Source organism: Lichenicoccus roseus (assembly GCF_005844085.1).
Taxonomy (GTDB): Bacteria; Pseudomonadota; Alphaproteobacteria; order Acetobacterales; family Acetobacteraceae; genus Lichenicoccus; species Lichenicoccus roseus.
Genome location: NZ_VCDI01000002.1, coordinates 1 through 15,743, shown reverse-complemented (window position 1 = coordinate 15,743; position 15,743 = coordinate 1). Strand labels below are relative to the sequence as shown.

The window sequence follows — 15,743 nt, the reverse complement described above, 5'->3', positions numbered from 1 at the left end:
CGGATGGGGGTTTCGGGGTCGAACCCAAGTCCCCGATGTAAACAGTGCCGCGCCGTCGGCGGGAGATTCGGAAATTACTTAGACAGGCACATCTCCCAAGCCTCCCGCATGCCGCAAGCTGCGTACTCGTTGCTGTGACGAATATGCAGTTCAGGTCTTGCGGCTCAGGCCTGTGGAAAGATGACGCCTGCGCGGGGAAAGCCCCGCGAACCTGAGCCTGCCCAGAGGCGGTCAGGGTGCCGGTTTTGCGCCGCCCCGCGCGGGCAGCATGGGCAGCGGTGCGATCGGGCCGACGACGAACAGATAGGTCGCGGCTCCCACCAGGCAGAGTCCGCCCGCGGTCGCCAGCGGGATCACGAAGGAGCCGTGCGTGACGGTCAGCATCAGCCCGGTGAAGCTGGTCGTCACCACGCCGGCCAGGTTGGAGGCGAAGTTCTGGATGCCGCCGATCGAGGCCACCTGGGCGCGGGTCGGCGCGACGTCGCCGGGCAGCGACCAGATGCTGGCGGCGGTGAAGGCGAGCGCCGCATAGGCGACGCCGAACAGCACCAGCGCCATCCAGGCCGCCGGCACCACGGCGGCGAGCGTGATCACCGAGGACAGCAGCATGCCGCCGACCAGGCAGGTCTTGCGCGCGGCGGTCAGGCTCCAGCCGCGGCGGTACAGCCAGTCGGAGGTGAAACCGCCGAGCCAGCCCCCTGGCACCGCGATCAGGCCGGGGATCAGGCCGAGCGTGCCGAACTGCTTGAGCGAGAAGTGCCGTGTCGTCATCAGGTAGGTCGGGAACCAGGTGATGAAGAAGTAGATCACGAAGTTCAGGCAGAAGAACCCGATCATCATGCCCCAGATGGTGCGGTAGCGGAACAGGTCGATCCAGCGCATCGCCGGCGCACCCGCTGCCGCGGCGGCCTCGTTGCCGGCGCGGCTCTCGGCCATCTCGCGCAGCGCATCCGGGGTCACGTCCGGATGCTGCTCTGGTTTGCGGTATACCAGCAGCCACGCGGCTGCCCAGACAAAGCCGAGCAGGCCGGTCGCCACGAACGAGGTACGCCAGCCGAACGTGCCGATCAGCCAGGCGCAGAGCGGGATCGCCACCAGGTTGCCGACACGCGAGCCGCTGTCGAAGATCGAGGAGGCGAATCCGCGCTCGTGCGGGGGAAACCAGCGCGACACCACCCGCGCCGAGGCCGGATAACCGCCCGCCTCGCCGGCGCCGAGCAGCAGCCGGAAGCCGAACAGCGACGCTGTCGAGTTGGCCGCCGCGGTGAGCGCGGTGAACAGCGACCACCAGCAGACCGCGATCGGGAACATCAGCCGCGCGCCGTATCGGTCGACCAGCCAGCCGGCCGGCAGCTGCATCAGCGCATAGGTCCAGAAGAACGAACCGAGCAGCAGTCCCATGGTGGTGTTGTCGACACCGAGTGCCTGCCGGATGCTGGGCGCCGCCACCGCGAGGTTGGCGCGGTCGGTGTAGTTGATCGCCAGTGCCATGAAGCACAGCCAGACCATGGTCCAGCGTGCCGCCGGCATGTGCGTGCGCATCGGCTTGCGTGGTTTGCCGCCTTGCTGTGCAGCCGCCTGGACCGTTCCGGCCATCGCGACGCCCTCCCCCTCTGTTATTGAGGGAAGCTTAGCGGAACCATGCGGCGTGGCTACCGGTCGACCAGCCTGGCCGGCGTCGCGAAGACGAGGCAGGCGCCGAGCCAGACGATGCCGGCGATCGCGAACATGCCGGCCTCGGTGGTGCCGGTGGCCCGCGTCAGCAGCCCGACCAGGAACGGCGAGGCGAAGCCCGCGATATTGCCGAGGGCGTTGATCAGCGCGATCCCGGCCGCGGCGGACAGGCCTCCGAGCAGCGCCGGCGGCAGCGGCCAGAACAGGGCGGTGGCCGACAGCAGCCCGGCGGCTGCGGCGCACAGGCAGGCGAGCGCCGGCACGATCGCCTGGCCGGCGAGCGGTGCCAGTACCAGCCCGGCGCCGCCGACCACCATCGCGCCGGCCAGGTGCAGGCGTCGTCTTCGCCCGCGGTCGGCGCTTCGCCCCAGCAGCGGCATCGCCACCAGGGCGGCGAGGAACGGCACCGCGGTCAACACCCCGTTCAGCCCGAGACTGTGGATGCCGGCCTCGCGGACGATGGTGGGGAGCCAGAAGGAGATCGCGTACTGGCCCATGACGATGCAGAAATACAACGCCGACAGCGTCCAGATGCGCCGATCGCGCAGGAAGGCGGCGAGGCCGGCATGGTCGACCGCGAGCGCCGCATCGGCTGCACGATCCTGCTCGAGCAGCCGCCGCTCGCCGGCGTCCAGCCAGGGCGCATCGCGTGGTGTGTCGCGCAGCACGACCAGGCAGCCGAACCCGACCAGCACCGCCGGGGCCGCCTCCACCAGGAACAGCCACTGCCAGCCGCTCAGGCCTGCGATGCCCTGCAGCGCGCCGAGCAGCCAGCCCGACAGCGGCGCGCCGATCATGCCGGAGAGCGGGATCGCCATGAAGAAAGCCGACATCGCGCTCCCGCGATGGCGAGCCGGAAACCATTGCGAAACATAGAGCAGGATGCCGGGCGCGAAGCCTGCCTCGGCGATGCCGAGCAGCAGTCGGAGTGCGTAGAACTCCGCAGGGGTACGGACGAACATGCCGAGGGCGGAGATGCAGCCCCAGCTCACCATGATGCGCGCGATCCAACGGCGCGCGCCGACGCGGGCCAGGATGAGGTTGCTAGGAATCTCGAGCAGCGCATAGCTGAGAAAGAATATTCCGGCGCCGGCGCCGAATACCGCATCGCTGAAGCCGAGATCGCGCAGCATCTGGAGCTTGGCGAAGCCGACATTGATGCGGTCGATATAGGCGCAGAAGAAGCACAGGACCAGGAACGGGATCAGTCGCCAGGCCACCTTGCGATAGGCGGCCTCCAGCGCTTCCACCACAGCCGGATCGGGCTTCAACGACCTGTCCGGCCGACGGTCCAGTACGAGCCCAGCGTGCGGTCGAACGAGGCCGGCTCCCAGCGCTCCAGGCTGCAGCCGGGCGTTGCGGTCAGCTCGCCGAAGAACAGCTTCTCCGGGGTGTCGTAGAAGTCGATGCGGACGAAATCCATGTCGCGGCCGAGTTGTTCGGCGGCTCTCAGCATCTCGGCCAGGTGCGGCGGTGGCGCAGCCGTGCCGGGGCGGCCGGTATAGGGCCAGATCACGTCGACCGGCTGCCAGTCCGGCGTCAGCACGGCGTGCGAGCGCTCCTCGAAGCGACCCATGATGACCAGGATGAACTCGGTGCGTCCGTTGAACATGAACAGCTTGTAGTCGTGCGGCGTGATGCCGTTGCCGTCGTCGATCAGCTCCTCGACGACGATGCGCGGGGTGACGTTCCGGTACGCCCATTCGCGCGTCACCGCATGGTAGTTCTGGCGCAGCCAGCCCTGGCAGGTGGCGATCAGCTCGCGTCGATCGACCAGCGACCTGTCCGTGACGACGCGGACCCAGTTGGCGCCGTGCGTCGGCTTGACGACGAACTTCTCCGGCAGCGTGTCGAACGGGATGGTGCGTGGATCGGTGGTGACATGCAGCAGTTCCGGCAGCAGATGCTCGCCGACGCGCTGGCGCACATGCTCGCGCACGGCGAACTTGTCGGCCATGACTGCCAGGATCGGGCGGCGGTCGAACATGATGCGGCGCAGGATCTTTTCGGTGAACCGCGTCGGCCGGACCAGGTTCGGCAGACGCCGGTGGCGGGCGATATAACGCCAGACCAGCAACGGGCGGTCCGGCACCCAGTCGCTGCTGAACCGGTTCAGCAGGCGACGGCAGGACGACTTCAGGAGCTTGACCGGACGCAACGCCACCGCCTTTGTGAACTAAAGTTCATGCGTTACACGGCGATCCGCTGTCTGCCTAGACCGGGACAGCCGCGGCGCGGTACTTTCCCGCGCGCAACGACCCGACACGATGTCCACCAAGGAGCCTGCGATGCCGCTCTACCAGCTCGATGGCACCGGTCCGCTCGCCGCCGATCCGGCGCGTCTGTGGATCGCACCCGACGCCGTCCTGATCGGCCGCGTCACCCTCGGCCTGGACGTATCGGTCTGGTTCGGCGCCGTTCTGCGCGGCGACAACGAGCCGATCGACGTCGGCGACGGCAGCAACATCCAGGACGGCGCGGTGGTGCATAACGATATCGGATATCCGGTCAGCATCGGCGCCGGTTGCACCATCGGCCATCGCGCCATCGTTCATGGGGCCAGCGTCGGCGACCACAGCCTGGTCGGCATGGGCGCCACCATCCTCAACGGCGCAGTGATCGGCCGGCATTGCCTGGTGGGGGCGAACGCGCTGGTGACCGAGGGGCGCGAGTTTCCGGAGGGCGCGCTGATCATCGGTGCCCCGGCCAAGCTTGCACGCATGCTGTCCGTTGCGGAGATCGAGGCGCTGCACCGGTCGGCTGAGACATACGTCGCGAACGGACGGCGCTATGCGGCCGGATTGCAGCCGGTACCGGCAGGCCGAGGCGCACAAGGATGAACGAGCAGATGACGCGAGAGATCTTCGACGACGCCGCGATGCACAGCTACGAGCCCGCGGCCGGACACGGGCTGCGGCACGATCCGTTCAATGCCATCGTCGGGCCGCGGCCGATCGGCTGGATCGCCAGCCGCAACGACCAGGGGGTCCTCAACGTGGCGCCCTACAGCTTCTTCAACGCCTTCAACTACACGCCGCCGATCGTGGGCTTCGCCTCGACCGGCTGGAAGCACACCGCGGCGAATATCAAGGCCACGGGCGAGTTCGTCTGGAACCTCGCCACCCGCAGGCTCGCGGAGGCGATGAATGCCAGTTCCGCAACCATCGAGGGAAGCACCGACAAGTTCGCGCTGGCGGGGGTGACGCCGGTGCCGTGCCGGCTGGTCGATGTGCCGCGCGTCGGAGAAAGCCCGGTCGCATTCGAGTGCCGGCTGTTGCAGCAGATCCAGTTGCACGACCTCGACGGGAACGCGGTCGAGACCTGGCTCACCCTCGGCCAGGTCGTCGCGGTGCATATCGACCGCAACCTGCTGCGCGACGGCGTCTACGATACCGCCGCTGCCCATCCGATCCTGCGTGCCGGTGGGCCGTCGGCCTATATCGAGGTCGAGGCCGCCGCCTTCTTCGACATGCGGCGGCCTCGATAGAACCCCAGCCTGGTCTTCCGGATTATCAGGGCGCGGTGGCGACCGTGCCGGTGTGGTTGAAGAGCAGGAACAGCACGATGATGATCAGCAGGACCGGCAGCAGGCCGAGCCCGTTGAAACCGGTTCCGCGCGAGCCGCCGTACCAGCCGGAGCGGTAGCCGTAGCCGCCGCCGCCGAGGGCGAGGATGATGAGGACGACAATCAGGATGGTCAGCATGGAACGGCTCCGGATGCGGGTGTAGGGACGAACCCAGCATCAACGCCGGCGGTACGCTTTCGTTCGGTTTCGGAATATATGCGCCCGCAACCCCATCCCGTCTGCCGCGTGTCCGCCTGCGGAACATGGAGCGCCCGATGCAGACCGAACCGACCTGGCCCACCGAGGAAGGCATATTCGAGCTCGGCGTCCTTGCCCTGCAGGGCGGCGGTACGCTCCCGGATGCGAGACTGGCGTGGAAGAGCTACGGCACGCTGTCGCCGGCGCGGGACAACGTGATCCTGTATCCGACCAGCTACAGCGCCACGCATCACGGCCAGGAATGGCTGATCGGGCCGGGCCGGATCCTCGATGCGACGCGCTGGTTCATCCTCACGCCGGACATGTTCGGCAACGGCCTGTCTTCCAGCCCGTCCAATACCGAGGTCTATCCGCCGCTGGTGACCACCGCCGACAATGTCGCGGCCCAGCGCCGGCTGCTGCGCGAGCGGTTCGGCATCGAGCGGCTGGCCTGCGTGTATGGCTTCTCGATGGGGGCTCAGCAGGCCTATCACTGGGCGGCGCTGCACCCGGGCGAGGTCGAGCGCGCCATCGTGGTGTGCGGCAGCGCCCGCACCGCCGTGCACAACCGGGTGTTCCTGCAGGCCCTGCTGGCGACGCTAGAGGCCGCGCCGGAGCATCTCGGCGGCGGCCGCTTCGCTTCCGAGCCGCACGCGGCGCTGCGCGCCTTCGCCCGCATCTATGCCGGCTGGGCGATGAGCCAGGACTGGTATCGCGCCGGGCTGCACCTGCAGACGGCCGGCAGCCTGGATGATTTCCTCGATCGCGAGTGGGAGCCGGGTTTCTCGTCGTGCCGGGCGGCAGACCTGTACGCGCAGGCACGCACCTGGGAGGCCGGCGATATCAGCGCCAACGAGCTGTATGGCGGCGATCTCGAACGCGCCCTGGCTGCCATACAGGCTCGCGTGCTGCTGATGCCGGCGACCACCGACCTGTATTTCCGGGTGGCCGACAACGAGGCCGAGCTGCCGCATCTGCGCCACGCCGAACTGCGGCCGATCCCGACGATCTGGGGCCACCGCGCCGGCAGTCCGAGCCGCTCGCCGGAGGACGAGCAGTTCCTGCGGCGCGCCGTCGCCGACTGGCTGGGGCGCGATCCGGTCGATGGTGGCCTGCCCGCCGTCTGACGGGAGGGGCTGATGCCCGCATCGATTGCGTATGCGCCCCTGGTGTCGGACAAGGTGCCGATGAGGATATCAATCGAGTTGATCCCGCGCGGCGAGACGGAACTGCTGCGGGACGCCGGCACTGCCCGATCCGTCATGCCGGAGGCGGCTGCGTTCAACATTCCAGACCTCATGCGCTTTCCGCTGCGCAGCTGGGAGGCCTGCCGGCTGACCAGCAGCATCCTGCCGGCTTCCATCCCGCACATCAGGGCGATCGACATCCCCCCGGGAGATGATCTTCCGATGGAAGATGCCATCCTGGCGGCGGGACTGGGCGAGGTTCTGGTCATACGCGGCGATCCGCCGCACGACATGGGACATCGCACATACCCGAACAGCAGCGAGGACATCATCCGCCGCTTCAAGCGGCGTTGCCCCGGGCTGCGCGTCTATGCGGCCTTCGACCCCTACCGGCTCGGCTTTCGTGACGAGCTGACCGCGGTCCACCGCAAGCTCGATGCCGGCGCCGACGGCTTCTTCACGCAGCCGGTGTTCGACCTACGACTTCTGGAAATGTGCGCCGAGATGCTGCACGGGCAGACCGTCTACTGGGGCATCGCGCCGGTGCTGGGAGCACGGTCGCAGGCCTACTGGGAGACCACCAACCGGGTGATCTTTCCGGCCGGCTTCACGCCGAACCTGTCATGGAGCCGCACGTTCGCAACCCAGGCGGTGCAGCGCGTCCGGGAGATCGGCGGCCATGTCTATTTCATGCCCATCCGCGTCGACATGGCATCGTATCTGACCGGCCTCCTCGGCTAGAGCAGCATCCGACGCCCTGGAAATCGCCTTGCGATGCCGGGTGGCGGCTAAGGCCGCTCCACCGAACGACAAGCAGAGCATGATCGATCGGATCATGCTCTGGCAGGCTGCCGGAAGACGAGGCTACCCGCCGGGGGCGAGGCCAGGATCGTCGAGGGTATGGGCCAGGAAGCGCAGCAGGTCCCGGTCGGACTGCGCCACCACCGTCTCGTCGCGTCCGATCGGCCAGGGGCGGCTGCCGGTGCAGGCCGCCAGCACCAGGCCACGCATCAGCCAGCCGCCCATCGCGACCCCGGTGCCGGCATCATGCACGATGCCGTAGCGATCGACCCGGAACCGGCAGTCGGCCAGGTGCCGTCCGATCAGCCGCGGCTGCATCTCGCCGTCCCACTGATGCACCGCCCGCGGATAGTCGATGATGGTGACCACGCTGCCGCCCTGGCGCAGGTCGTTGGCGATCTCGCCGCAGCGGTCCGGATGGATCAGCTGGTCGCGCCCGCCATACAGCATCAGCAGTGGCGCCCCGGTGGTGCGGCTGTCGTCGAAGCGGGCGATGCAGGGCGTGTAGTAGGCGATGTGGGCAGCGAAATGCGGGCCATGCGGCACCAGCCGGTCGGCGATGGTGTCGTAGAGCGCATACGTCGTCGCCATGCCGCCATAGGAGAAGCCCATCAGCGCCACGTGCGATGCGTCGATGTCCGGGCGGCGCGACAGGAAGCGCAGGCCGGCATAGGCGTCGGCGTCGAACATCGTCTCGGTGATGTGCAACGCGCGGCCGATGAAGGAGGTGGCGAGATTGGTGCGCGACGCATAGGTCTCGACCACCAGCACCGCAACGCCGCGTGCGGCGAGCGGCAGGCCGTAGCGAAAGCCGCGTTCCTCGTAGTTGCCCACCGAACCGTGCAGCAGCACCACCGCGGGGACAGGGTGTCGCGGCGGGACGCCCGGCGGCAGGTAGAGCATCGCCCGCACGTGCCGGGCCGGAGCGCGCCCGATATCGGACGGCATGAAGGGATCGCTGCTGTCGAGCGTCACCTCCTGCGGTGTCACGTGGCTCACGCTGTCCGGATCAGGCCAGGGCGCGGCGGCCCGGGACGGGTGGGCGATCAGCAGGACCGCGAGGAGGATCGGCAACAGTCTGGTCATGCGGCCGGAACGCCTGAGCCGGGTCCGGAAGCGGCATCCCAGGCGATGGTGAGATCGGCGTGGACCGGATCTCGACCTCGACCGGCTCCCGCACCTGTCGCCATGATCAGGTCGCGCGATCCCGGAACGGCGAGCGCGGATAAGTGCCGAGGATGCGCAGCTCGTCGGAAAAGAATGCCAGCTCGTCGAGCGCATGGCGCAGGCCGGTCTCTTCCGGATGACCGTCCACATCGGCGAGGAACTGCGTCGCGGTGAAGCTGCCTTCGAGCATGTAGCTCTCCAGCCGCGTCATGTTCACCCCGTTGGTGGCGAAGCCGCCCATCGCCTTATACAGCGCGGCGGGCACGTTGCGGACACGGAACAGGATCGTCGTCATGGTGCCGGGCACGTCCGGTGCGACCGGACGCGGCTCGCGGGCGGCGATATAGAACCGCGTGGTGTTGTGCGCGGCATCCTCGACGTTGCGACGCAGGATCCGCATGCCGTGCAGCTCGGCCGCCAGCGAGGAGGCGATCGCGGCGTCCTCGATGCGTCCCCATTGGGCGATCAGCGCCACCGATCCCGCCGTGTCGGTCTCGATCACCGGCTCGACGCCAAGCTCGCGTATCAGGCCGCGCACCTGCCCCATCGCCACCGGATGAGTATGCAGCCGCCGGATGTCGGCGATCGTCGCACCCGGCACGCCGATCAGGCAGTGCTCGACGCGCTGGAACTGCTCGCCGACGATATGCAGCCCGGCCTCGGGCAGCAGCGTGTGGATGTCGGGCACCCGTCCGGCCAGGCTGTTCTCGCAGGCCAGCATGGCGAGGTCGGCGCCGCCGTCATGCACGGTGTCGATCGCGATCGCGAAGCTGGCGCACGGCACCGTCTCGCAGCCCGGATAGGCATTGCGGCAGGCGAGGTCGGAATAGGCGCCACGCTGTCCCTGGAACGCGATCCGTCGCGGGGTGATCATGCGCGGGCTCCGATCGCCCGGCGTGCACGCTCGAGATCCTCCGGCGTATCGACCCCGAACGGCGGTGACGCCACGCGCGCGCAGCCGATCCGCATGCCGGCCTCGAGCGCGCGCAGCTGTTCGAGTTTCTCGCGCTGCTCGAGCGGGCTTTCCGGCAGCGACACGAACCGGCGCAACGCGTCGCGGCGGTAGGCATACACGCCGACATGGTGCCACAGCGGCCCGTCGCCCCACGGGATCGCGGCGCGCGAGAAATACAGCGCCGCCGCATGGCCCGCGCCCGGTCCGAACGCGCACGCCGCCTTCACCACGGACGCCGCCTGCGCCTCTTCCGGGCTGGTGATCGGCGTCACCAGGGTGGCGATGTCGTAGCGGTCGATCCCCGCGCCGAGCGGCCCGAGCACGGCGCCCAGATCCTCCGGCGGCAGGCCCGGCAGATCGCCCTGCAGGTTGACGACGATGTCGTGCCGCCCCCCCGGATCGAGCGCCTCGGCGGCTGCGTGCACGCGATCGGACCCGGATGGCAGGGCGGGATCGGTCATCACCGCGACGCCGCCGGCGTCGCGCACCACCGCATGGACATCGGCGTCGCACACCGCCACCGCGACCGGCCCGATGGCGGCAGCATGCGCCCGTTCCAGGACATGCAGGATCATCGGCCGGCCGCCGATCAGGGCGAGCGGCTTGCCCGGCAGGCGGGTGGACGCCATGCGCGCCGGAATGAGGATGAGAGGGTTCATCGAGGATCTGACCGGCACTCGGACATGGCGGGGCGCGGGATGGCGGCCCGGTTGCCGCCCCCCGAGGCTTCGCATAGGGTTCAACCCACCTTAGGAACGACCTCCACGCAGCGCAACGTGCGGCGGTTGGCGATCAGCTGAGCGGCGGCAGGGGATCCGAGTCCGGCATGGACAGCACCGAGCTTAACAAGATCATGGCCGCCTTCCTCACCGCGGGCATCGTGTTCGGGCTCGGCGGCGTGCTCGGCGGCAAGCTGATCCACTCGCCACGCCCCGAGCATCCGGCGTTCGCCATCGTCAGCGCCCTGCCCGAGGGCGTATCGGCCGCACCGCGCGAGGTGCCGATCGCCGCCCTGCTCGCGCATGCCGATCCCGCGAAAGGGCAGTCCGACGCGGCGAAGCTGTGCGGCGCCTGCCACAGCTTCAACAAGGGCGGCGCCACCATGGTCGGGCCGAACCTCTACAACGTGGTGATGGCGCCGATCGCGGAAGGCGACGGCTACGATTTCTCCGCCGGGCTGAAGGCGCACCACGGGAAGTGGACGTTCGATGACATGAGCGCCTGGCTCAAGGATCCGAAGGCCTACGCCCCCGGCACCAAGATGGCGTTCGCCGGCATCGCCAACGGTCGCCAGCGCGCCGACGTCGTCGACTACCTGCGCACCCTGTCGGACAGCCCGCAGCCTCTGCCGCCGGTGCCGAAGGAGGCGCCCGCCGCAGCCGCCACCGCCGCCGCGGGGAGCGCACCCGCAGCCCCGGCCGGACCATCCTTCGCGGAGGAGGTCGGCCATGCCGACCCCAAGCTCGGCGAGGCCGCGGCGGGGCGTTATTGCGGCGCCTGCCACAGCTTCGACCAGGGCGGCGCCGCCCTGGTCGGGCCGAACCTGTACAACGTGGTGGACAGGGCGATCGCCGCGGCACCCGGCTACAGCTACTCGGCAGCGCTCACCGCCAAGCACGCCGCCTGGACCTACGCGAACCTGAACGCCTGGCTGACCGACCCGCGCGGCTACGCACCGGGCAACAAGATGGGGTTCGCCGGCATTCCCAGCGAGAAGCAGCGCGCCGCGGTGGTGGCCTACCTGCGCAGCCTGTCGCCGAACCCGCATCCGATCTCGGGCGCCGGCGCGGGCGGCGCCGACAAGCCGGGCCAGGGCGCCCACAAATAACGGCCGGCATGGGATGACCGAAACCGAGCGCTGGCTGCAGGCGGCGGAGGCGGCGGCCGATGTGGCCGCCTGCGTGGTCCGGCCGTTCTTCCGGGCGAAGCTGGCAACGCAGGAGAAGTCGGATGCCAGCCCGGTCACCATCGCCGACCGCACCGCCGAGCAGGCGATGCGCGCCGTGCTGGCCGAGCGGCTGCCGGAGCACGGCATCCTCGGCGAGGAGTTCGGCCTCGACCGCCCGCAGGCGCGGCATCGCTGGGTGCTCGACCCGATCGACGGCACCCGCGCCTTCATCACCGGCCGGCCCAGCTTCGGCATCCTGGTTGCCCTGCTGGAGGACGGCGTGCCGGTGCTCGGCGTGCTCGACCAGCCGATCACCGGCGAGCGCTGGACCGCCCGGAGCGGCGGCACGACCAGCTACCGCCCAGGCGTGCTGCAGGGCGGACGGTCGGACATCGGCACCCGCCGCTGCCCGGCGCTTGCCGACGCCGAGCTGTCGTGCACCTCGCCGGAGATGCTGCAGGGCGACGACCTCCCACGCTGGACCGCCCTGCGGCGGCAGGTGAAGCGCGCCAGCTGGGGCGGCGACTGCTACGCCTACGGCCTGCTGGCGCTCGGCCAGATCGACATCATCGCCGAATGCACCATGCAGCCGTGGGACTGGGCTGCCCTGGTGCCGGTCGTCGAGGGCGCCGGCGGACGCATCACAGACTGGCAGGGCCGCCCGCTGCGGCCGGACGGCGACGGCACCGTGCTCGCGGTCGGCGATCCGGCGCTGCTCGGCCCTGCAGTGGACGCACTCGCCCAACGCTCCTGATCGCTCTATGTGACGGCGCGGCCGACGCGCGGCCGCCACCAGACCAGGACCTGCCATGACCAGCCAGCTCTCCCTGTCCAAGGACCGGATCAAGATCCTGCTGCTCGAAGGTGTGCACCAGAGCGCGGTCGAGCTGCTGCGGTCGAGCGGCTACACCACGATCACCGCCCTGCCCGGAGCCCTCGAGGGCCAGGCGCTGCTCGACGCCGTCGAAGGCGTGCATGTCATCGGCATACGCAGCCGCACCCAGCTCAGCGAGGCGGTGTTCGCTCACGCCGACAAGCTGGTCGCGGTCGGCTGCTTCTGCATCGGCACCAACCAGGTGGCGCTCGGCGCCGCCCGCGCACGAGGGATACCGGTGTTCAACGCGCCGTTCAGCAACACCCGTTCCGTCGCCGAACTGGTCATGGGCGAGATCGTCATGCTGATGCGGCGGATCTTCCCGAAATCCGTCGCCGCGCACGCCGGCGTCTGGGACAAGTCCGCCGCCGACAGCTGGGAAGTGCGCGGCAAGGTGCTGGGCATCGTGGGCTACGGCAGCATCGGCAGCCAGCTCTCGGTGCTGGCGGAAGCCTTCGGCATGCGGGTGATCTATCACGACGTGATCGACAAGCTCGGTCACGGCAATGCCAGCGCGGCGCCGACGCTGGACGCGCTGCTGGCGGAGAGCGACGTGGTCAGCATCCACACGCCGGAAACGCCGGAAACCCGCGGCCTGTTCGGCGAGAGCCAGATCCGGCGCATGAAGCCCGGCAGCTTCCTGCTCAACAACGCACGCGGCCATGTCGTCGATCTCGAGGCGCTGGCGGCGGCGCTGCGCGACCGGCACCTGCTGGGGGCGGCGGTCGACGTGTTTCCGAGCGAGCCCCGCAGCAACAACGAGCGCTTCGAGACGCCGCTGCAGGGGCTCGACAACGTCATCCTGACCCCGCACATCGGCGGGTCGACGGCGGAGGCGCAGGACCGCATCGGCGTAGAGGTGGCGCGCAAGCTGATCGGCTACAGCGATGTCGGCGCCACGCTGGGGGCGGTGAACTTCCCCGAGGTGCAGCTGCCGTCGCGCCCGCGCGGCACCCGCTTCATGCACGTGCATCGCAACGTTCCAGGCATACTCGGCAAGATCAACGACATCTTCTCGCGCGCCGGGGTGAACATCGCGGCGCAGTATCTCGAGACCGATGCCGAGATCGGCTATGTGGTGGTGGAAGCCGACACCGATCGCGCGGATGCGGTGCAGCTGCTGGACCAGCTGCGCGCGCTGGACGGCACGGTGCGGGCGCGGCTGCTCTACCAGCGGCGGTAGGTTCCGCGGGGCCGCGTCAACCGGTCCTTTACCTCGCGGGAGCACACTGCGCCCACGCCGTCCTGACGGCACCAGGCTGCAAGGTTCCCGTACCGATGCCGATCGCCCGCATACGCAGCTTCGCCTTTTCCGGCATCGAGGCGGTGCCGGTGGATGTCGAGGTGCAGATCTCCAGTGGCCTGCCGGCCTTCCTGATCGTGGGCCTGGCCGACAAGGCCGTCGCCGAGGCGCGCGAGCGGGTGCGCGCGGCGCTGACCGCGATGGGGCTGTCGCTGCCGCCCAAGCGCATCCTGGTCAACCTCGCCCCCGCCGACCTGCAGAAGGAAGGCAGCCATTTCGATCTCGCCATCGCGCTCGGCGTGCTGGCGGCGATGGAGGTGCTGCCGCGCGACGAGATCGCCGGCTACGCCGCCATGGGAGAGCTGTCGCTCGACGGTCGGGTCAATCCGGTGACCGGCGTGCTGCCGGCGGCACTCGGCGCGAGCGCGCTCGGGCTGGGGCTGATCTGCGCCCGGCAGCAAGGCGGCGAGGCGGCGTGGGGCGGCGAGGTCGAGGTGCTGGCGACCCCTGACCTCTTGTCTTTGATGAACCATTTCCGTGGCAGCCAGGTGCTGAGTCCGCCGGCGCTGCCGGGCAGCGCGCCCACGCCGCACATGCCGGACCTGTGCGAGGTGAAGGGCATGGAGAGCGCCAAGCGGGCGCTGGAGATCTGCGCCGCCGGCGGCCACAGCTTGATGATGGTGGGACCACCGGGGGCCGGGAAGTCGATGCTGGCGGCGCGGCTCGCCGGGCTGTTGCCGAACCTCACCGCGGCGGAGGCACTCGAGGTGAGCGCCATCCACAGCGTCGCCGGCCAGCTCACCGAGGGCAAGCTGATCAAGCGGCCGCCGTTCCGCGAGCCGCATCATTCGGCGAGCCAGGCGGCGATCATCGGCGGCGGTCCGCGGGCGCGGCCCGGCGAGGTCAGCCTGGCCCATCGCGGCGTGCTGTTCCTGGACGAGATGCCGGAGCTGCCGCGCCAGTCGATGGAAGCGCTGCGGGCGCCCATGGAGACCGGCCGCACCACCGTCGCACGGGCGGCGGCGCACGTGACCTATCCGGCCCGGTTCCAGCTGGTCGCCGCGATGAACCCCTGCCGGTGCGGCTACCTTGGCGATGCCAGTCGGGAATGCGGCCGGGCGCCGCGCTGCGGCGAGGAATACCTTGGCAAGATCAGCGGCCCGATGCTGGACCGTATCGATCTTTGCGTGCAGGTGCAGCCGGTGCCGATCGCCGAGATTGCGCGCGCGCCCACCGGCGAGACCACGCAGGTGGTCGCGGGCCGGGTCGAGGCCGGGCGCGCACGCCAGCATGCGCGGCAGGGTGGCCTGTCCAACGCGGAGGCGGGGCTGGAGGCCCTGGCGGTCTCGGCTCTGGCGCGGATGCTCGCCGAGCAGGCGGCCGAGAAGCTGCACCTGTCGGCGCGCGGCTACACAAGGCTGCTCCGGGTGGCGCGGACCATCGCCGACCTGATCGGCTGTATCGAGGTCGAGCGGACCCATGTCGCGGAGGCGCTTGGTTACCGGCACCGCTTTCCCGGTAGCGGTTGAGCAGGCGAGGCATCATCACCGGCTCTTGATGCGACGGCCGATGCTGGCTCCGGAACTAAACAGGAACATGAACGTCCTGTCGACATGACAGCAAACAAGAACACGGTGAACGAGCAGGCGCTGCCGTCGAACACCGAAAAGGATCCGAGCGACTGGGCGACCGGCGGGGAGACCATGACCGGGGCGCAAGCCTCCTATCTCAAGACGCTCTGCACGGAGGCGAACGAGGAGTTCGACCCGTCCCTCACCAAGGGTGAGGCATCGAAGCGGATCGACGAGCTGCAGGCCGCCACCGGACGTGGCAAGGATCACTAGCTCCGATCAGGTCATCGAACGAACGCAATCGCTGGTCAGCACCACGGTAGGCCGCCGGCCAGGTGGCCGGCGTTGTTCCAGAACTGGTGCCTGATGACCTTGTCCCGGCTCCTCAGAAGGGTCGTCACCCTGCTGACTGCAGGCACCATGTTGCTGGGTCTCCTGCCCTTCGACGCTTTGGCACAGGATCCTGCGGTAACTGACACCGTCGGGCCGGGCGGCCCCCCCGGGGGGGGGGGGGGGCGGGGGGGGGGGGGGGGGGGGGGGGGGGGGGGGCGCGGTGGCGCCACGGCCCCCCACCCTGCCCCGCGGGGCGGGCCGCCCCCGCCCGCGCGCAGGGGGGTGC

Annotated in this window: 16 protein-coding genes; 9 read left to right on the top strand and 7 right to left on the bottom strand. The window is 69.6% G+C overall.

Annotation, left to right across the window (positions count from 1 at the left end; all coding sequences use genetic code 11):
- Positions 1-231: 231 nt before the first annotated feature.
- From FE263_RS05430 to FE263_RS22365, 3 genes are read right to left on the bottom strand one after another with little or no spacing between them, the layout of a single operon-like run.
- Complete coding sequence (locus FE263_RS05430) at positions 232-1,596, bottom strand: MFS transporter (RefSeq protein ID WP_205880279.1); 1,365 nt, start codon at positions 1,594-1,596, stop codon at positions 232-234.
- A 56-nt stretch (positions 1,597-1,652) separates the two neighbouring features.
- A complete protein-coding gene (locus FE263_RS05425; RefSeq protein ID WP_205880278.1) occupies positions 1,653-2,945 on the bottom strand; it encodes an MFS transporter in 1,293 nt (430 codons plus the stop codon).
- Positions 2,942-3,832: an ATP-grasp fold amidoligase family protein gene (locus FE263_RS22365; RefSeq protein ID WP_205880277.1), complete on the bottom strand. Its 891-nt coding sequence runs from the start codon at positions 3,830-3,832 to the stop codon at positions 2,942-2,944. Before FE263_RS22365 ends, FE263_RS05425 begins: the two co-directional genes overlap by 4 nt.
- A 109-nt stretch (positions 3,833-3,941) precedes the next feature.
- On the opposite strand from FE263_RS22365, the gene FE263_RS05420 reads away from it, so the two are divergent.
- The gene (locus tag FE263_RS05420; RefSeq protein ID WP_240759038.1) at positions 3,942-4,514 is read left to right on the top strand and encodes a gamma carbonic anhydrase family protein; all 573 of its coding nucleotides are present in this window, start codon (positions 3,942-3,944) and stop codon (positions 4,512-4,514) included.
- An 8-nt stretch (positions 4,515-4,522) separates the two neighbouring features.
- Positions 4,523-5,161, top strand: a complete 639-nt coding sequence (locus FE263_RS05415) for a flavin reductase family protein (RefSeq protein ID WP_138324976.1) — start codon at positions 4,523-4,525, stop codon at positions 5,159-5,161.
- 25 nt (positions 5,162-5,186) lie between these two features.
- On the opposite strand, the gene FE263_RS05410 is transcribed toward FE263_RS05415, so the two are convergent.
- Positions 5,187-5,378, bottom strand: a complete 192-nt coding sequence (locus FE263_RS05410; RefSeq protein ID WP_138324975.1) for a hypothetical protein — start codon at positions 5,376-5,378, stop codon at positions 5,187-5,189.
- 137 nt (positions 5,379-5,515) lie between these two features.
- Here FE263_RS05410 and FE263_RS05405 point away from each other — a divergent pair, with 137 nt between their 5' ends.
- The gene (locus FE263_RS05405; protein WP_138324974.1) at positions 5,516-6,565 is read left to right on the top strand and encodes an alpha/beta fold hydrolase; all 1,050 of its coding nucleotides are present in this window, start codon (positions 5,516-5,518) and stop codon (positions 6,563-6,565) included.
- 12 nt (positions 6,566-6,577) lie between these two features.
- Positions 6,578-7,366 carry a methylenetetrahydrofolate reductase gene (locus FE263_RS05400; protein WP_240759036.1) on the top strand — a complete coding sequence of 263 codons (789 nt, stop codon included), beginning with the start codon at positions 6,578-6,580 and terminating at the stop codon, positions 7,364-7,366.
- Between the two features lie 123 nt (positions 7,367-7,489).
- Here FE263_RS05400 and FE263_RS05395 read toward each other — a convergent pair whose 3' ends face one another.
- From FE263_RS05395 to FE263_RS05385, 3 genes are all read right to left on the bottom strand, one after another.
- Positions 7,490-8,512, bottom strand: coding sequence for a dienelactone hydrolase family protein (locus tag FE263_RS05395; RefSeq protein WP_171033965.1), 1,023 nt, complete (start codon positions 8,510-8,512; stop codon positions 7,490-7,492).
- Between the two features lie 106 nt (positions 8,513-8,618).
- Positions 8,619-9,467, bottom strand: coding sequence for a prephenate dehydratase (locus tag FE263_RS05390; protein WP_138324972.1), 849 nt, complete (start codon positions 9,465-9,467; stop codon positions 8,619-8,621).
- On the bottom strand, positions 9,464-10,207 hold the full coding sequence (locus FE263_RS05385) for a 3-deoxy-manno-octulosonate cytidylyltransferase (protein ID WP_138324971.1): 744 nt from the start codon (positions 10,205-10,207) through the stop codon (positions 9,464-9,466). Before FE263_RS05385 ends, FE263_RS05390 begins: the two co-directional genes overlap by 4 nt.
- Positions 10,208-10,374: 167 nt before the next feature.
- On the opposite strand from FE263_RS05385, the gene FE263_RS05380 reads away from it, so the two are divergent.
- The 5 genes from FE263_RS05380 (at position 10,375) to FE263_RS05360 (ending at position 15,397) form a co-directional block, all read left to right on the top strand.
- A complete protein-coding gene (locus FE263_RS05380; protein WP_138324970.1) occupies positions 10,375-11,376 on the top strand; it encodes a c-type cytochrome in 1,002 nt (333 codons plus the stop codon).
- 13 nt (positions 11,377-11,389) lie between these two features.
- The gene (locus FE263_RS05375; RefSeq protein WP_138324969.1) at positions 11,390-12,190 is read left to right on the top strand and encodes an inositol monophosphatase family protein; all 801 of its coding nucleotides are present in this window, start codon (positions 11,390-11,392) and stop codon (positions 12,188-12,190) included.
- A 55-nt stretch (positions 12,191-12,245) separates the two neighbouring features.
- Positions 12,246-13,493 (top strand): phosphoglycerate dehydrogenase, encoded by a 1,248-nt coding sequence (serA, locus tag FE263_RS05370; protein ID WP_138324968.1) that lies wholly within the window; start codon positions 12,246-12,248, stop codon positions 13,491-13,493.
- A gap of 95 nt (positions 13,494-13,588) precedes the next feature.
- Entirely contained in the window at positions 13,589-15,082 is a 1,494-nt protein-coding gene (locus tag FE263_RS05365) for a YifB family Mg chelatase-like AAA ATPase (RefSeq protein ID WP_138324967.1), read from the top strand.
- An 84-nt stretch (positions 15,083-15,166) separates the two neighbouring features.
- A complete protein-coding gene (locus FE263_RS05360; RefSeq protein WP_138324966.1) occupies positions 15,167-15,397 on the top strand; it encodes a DUF3072 domain-containing protein in 231 nt (76 codons plus the stop codon).
- Positions 15,398-15,743 lie beyond the last annotated feature (346 nt).

Bases quoted from the DNA above. Each gene is read 5' to 3' on its own strand.
- FE263_RS05415 (WP_138324976.1), top strand. From the start codon at position 4,523: ATGACGCGAGAGATCTTCGACGACGCCGCGATGCACAGCTACGAGCCC.
- FE263_RS05390 (WP_138324972.1), bottom strand. From the start codon at position 9,467: ATGATCACCCCGCGACGGATCGCGTTCCAGGGACAGCGTGGCGCCTAT.
- FE263_RS05400 (WP_240759036.1), top strand. From the start codon at position 6,578: ATGCCCGCATCGATTGCGTATGCGCCCCTGGTGTCGGACAAGGTGCCG.
- FE263_RS05405 (WP_138324974.1), top strand. From the start codon at position 5,516: ATGCAGACCGAACCGACCTGGCCCACCGAGGAAGGCATATTCGAGCTC.
- FE263_RS05365 (WP_138324967.1), top strand. From the start codon at position 13,589: ATGCCGATCGCCCGCATACGCAGCTTCGCCTTTTCCGGCATCGAGGCG.
- FE263_RS05420 (WP_240759038.1), top strand. From the start codon at position 3,942: ATGTCCACCAAGGAGCCTGCGATGCCGCTCTACCAGCTCGATGGCACC.
- FE263_RS05385 (WP_138324971.1), bottom strand. From the start codon at position 10,207: ATGAACCCTCTCATCCTCATTCCGGCGCGCATGGCGTCCACCCGCCTG.
- FE263_RS05410 (WP_138324975.1), bottom strand. From the start codon at position 5,378: ATGCTGACCATCCTGATTGTCGTCCTCATCATCCTCGCCCTCGGCGGC.
- FE263_RS05395 (WP_171033965.1), bottom strand. From the start codon at position 8,512: ATGACCAGACTGTTGCCGATCCTCCTCGCGGTCCTGCTGATCGCCCAC.
- FE263_RS05430 (WP_205880279.1), bottom strand. From the start codon at position 1,596: ATGGCCGGAACGGTCCAGGCGGCTGCACAGCAAGGCGGCAAACCACGC.
- FE263_RS05360 (WP_138324966.1), top strand. From the start codon at position 15,167: ATGACAGCAAACAAGAACACGGTGAACGAGCAGGCGCTGCCGTCGAAC.
- FE263_RS05380 (WP_138324970.1), top strand. From the start codon at position 10,375: ATGGACAGCACCGAGCTTAACAAGATCATGGCCGCCTTCCTCACCGCG.
- FE263_RS05375 (WP_138324969.1), top strand. From the start codon at position 11,390: ATGACCGAAACCGAGCGCTGGCTGCAGGCGGCGGAGGCGGCGGCCGAT.
- serA (WP_138324968.1), top strand. From the start codon at position 12,246: ATGACCAGCCAGCTCTCCCTGTCCAAGGACCGGATCAAGATCCTGCTG.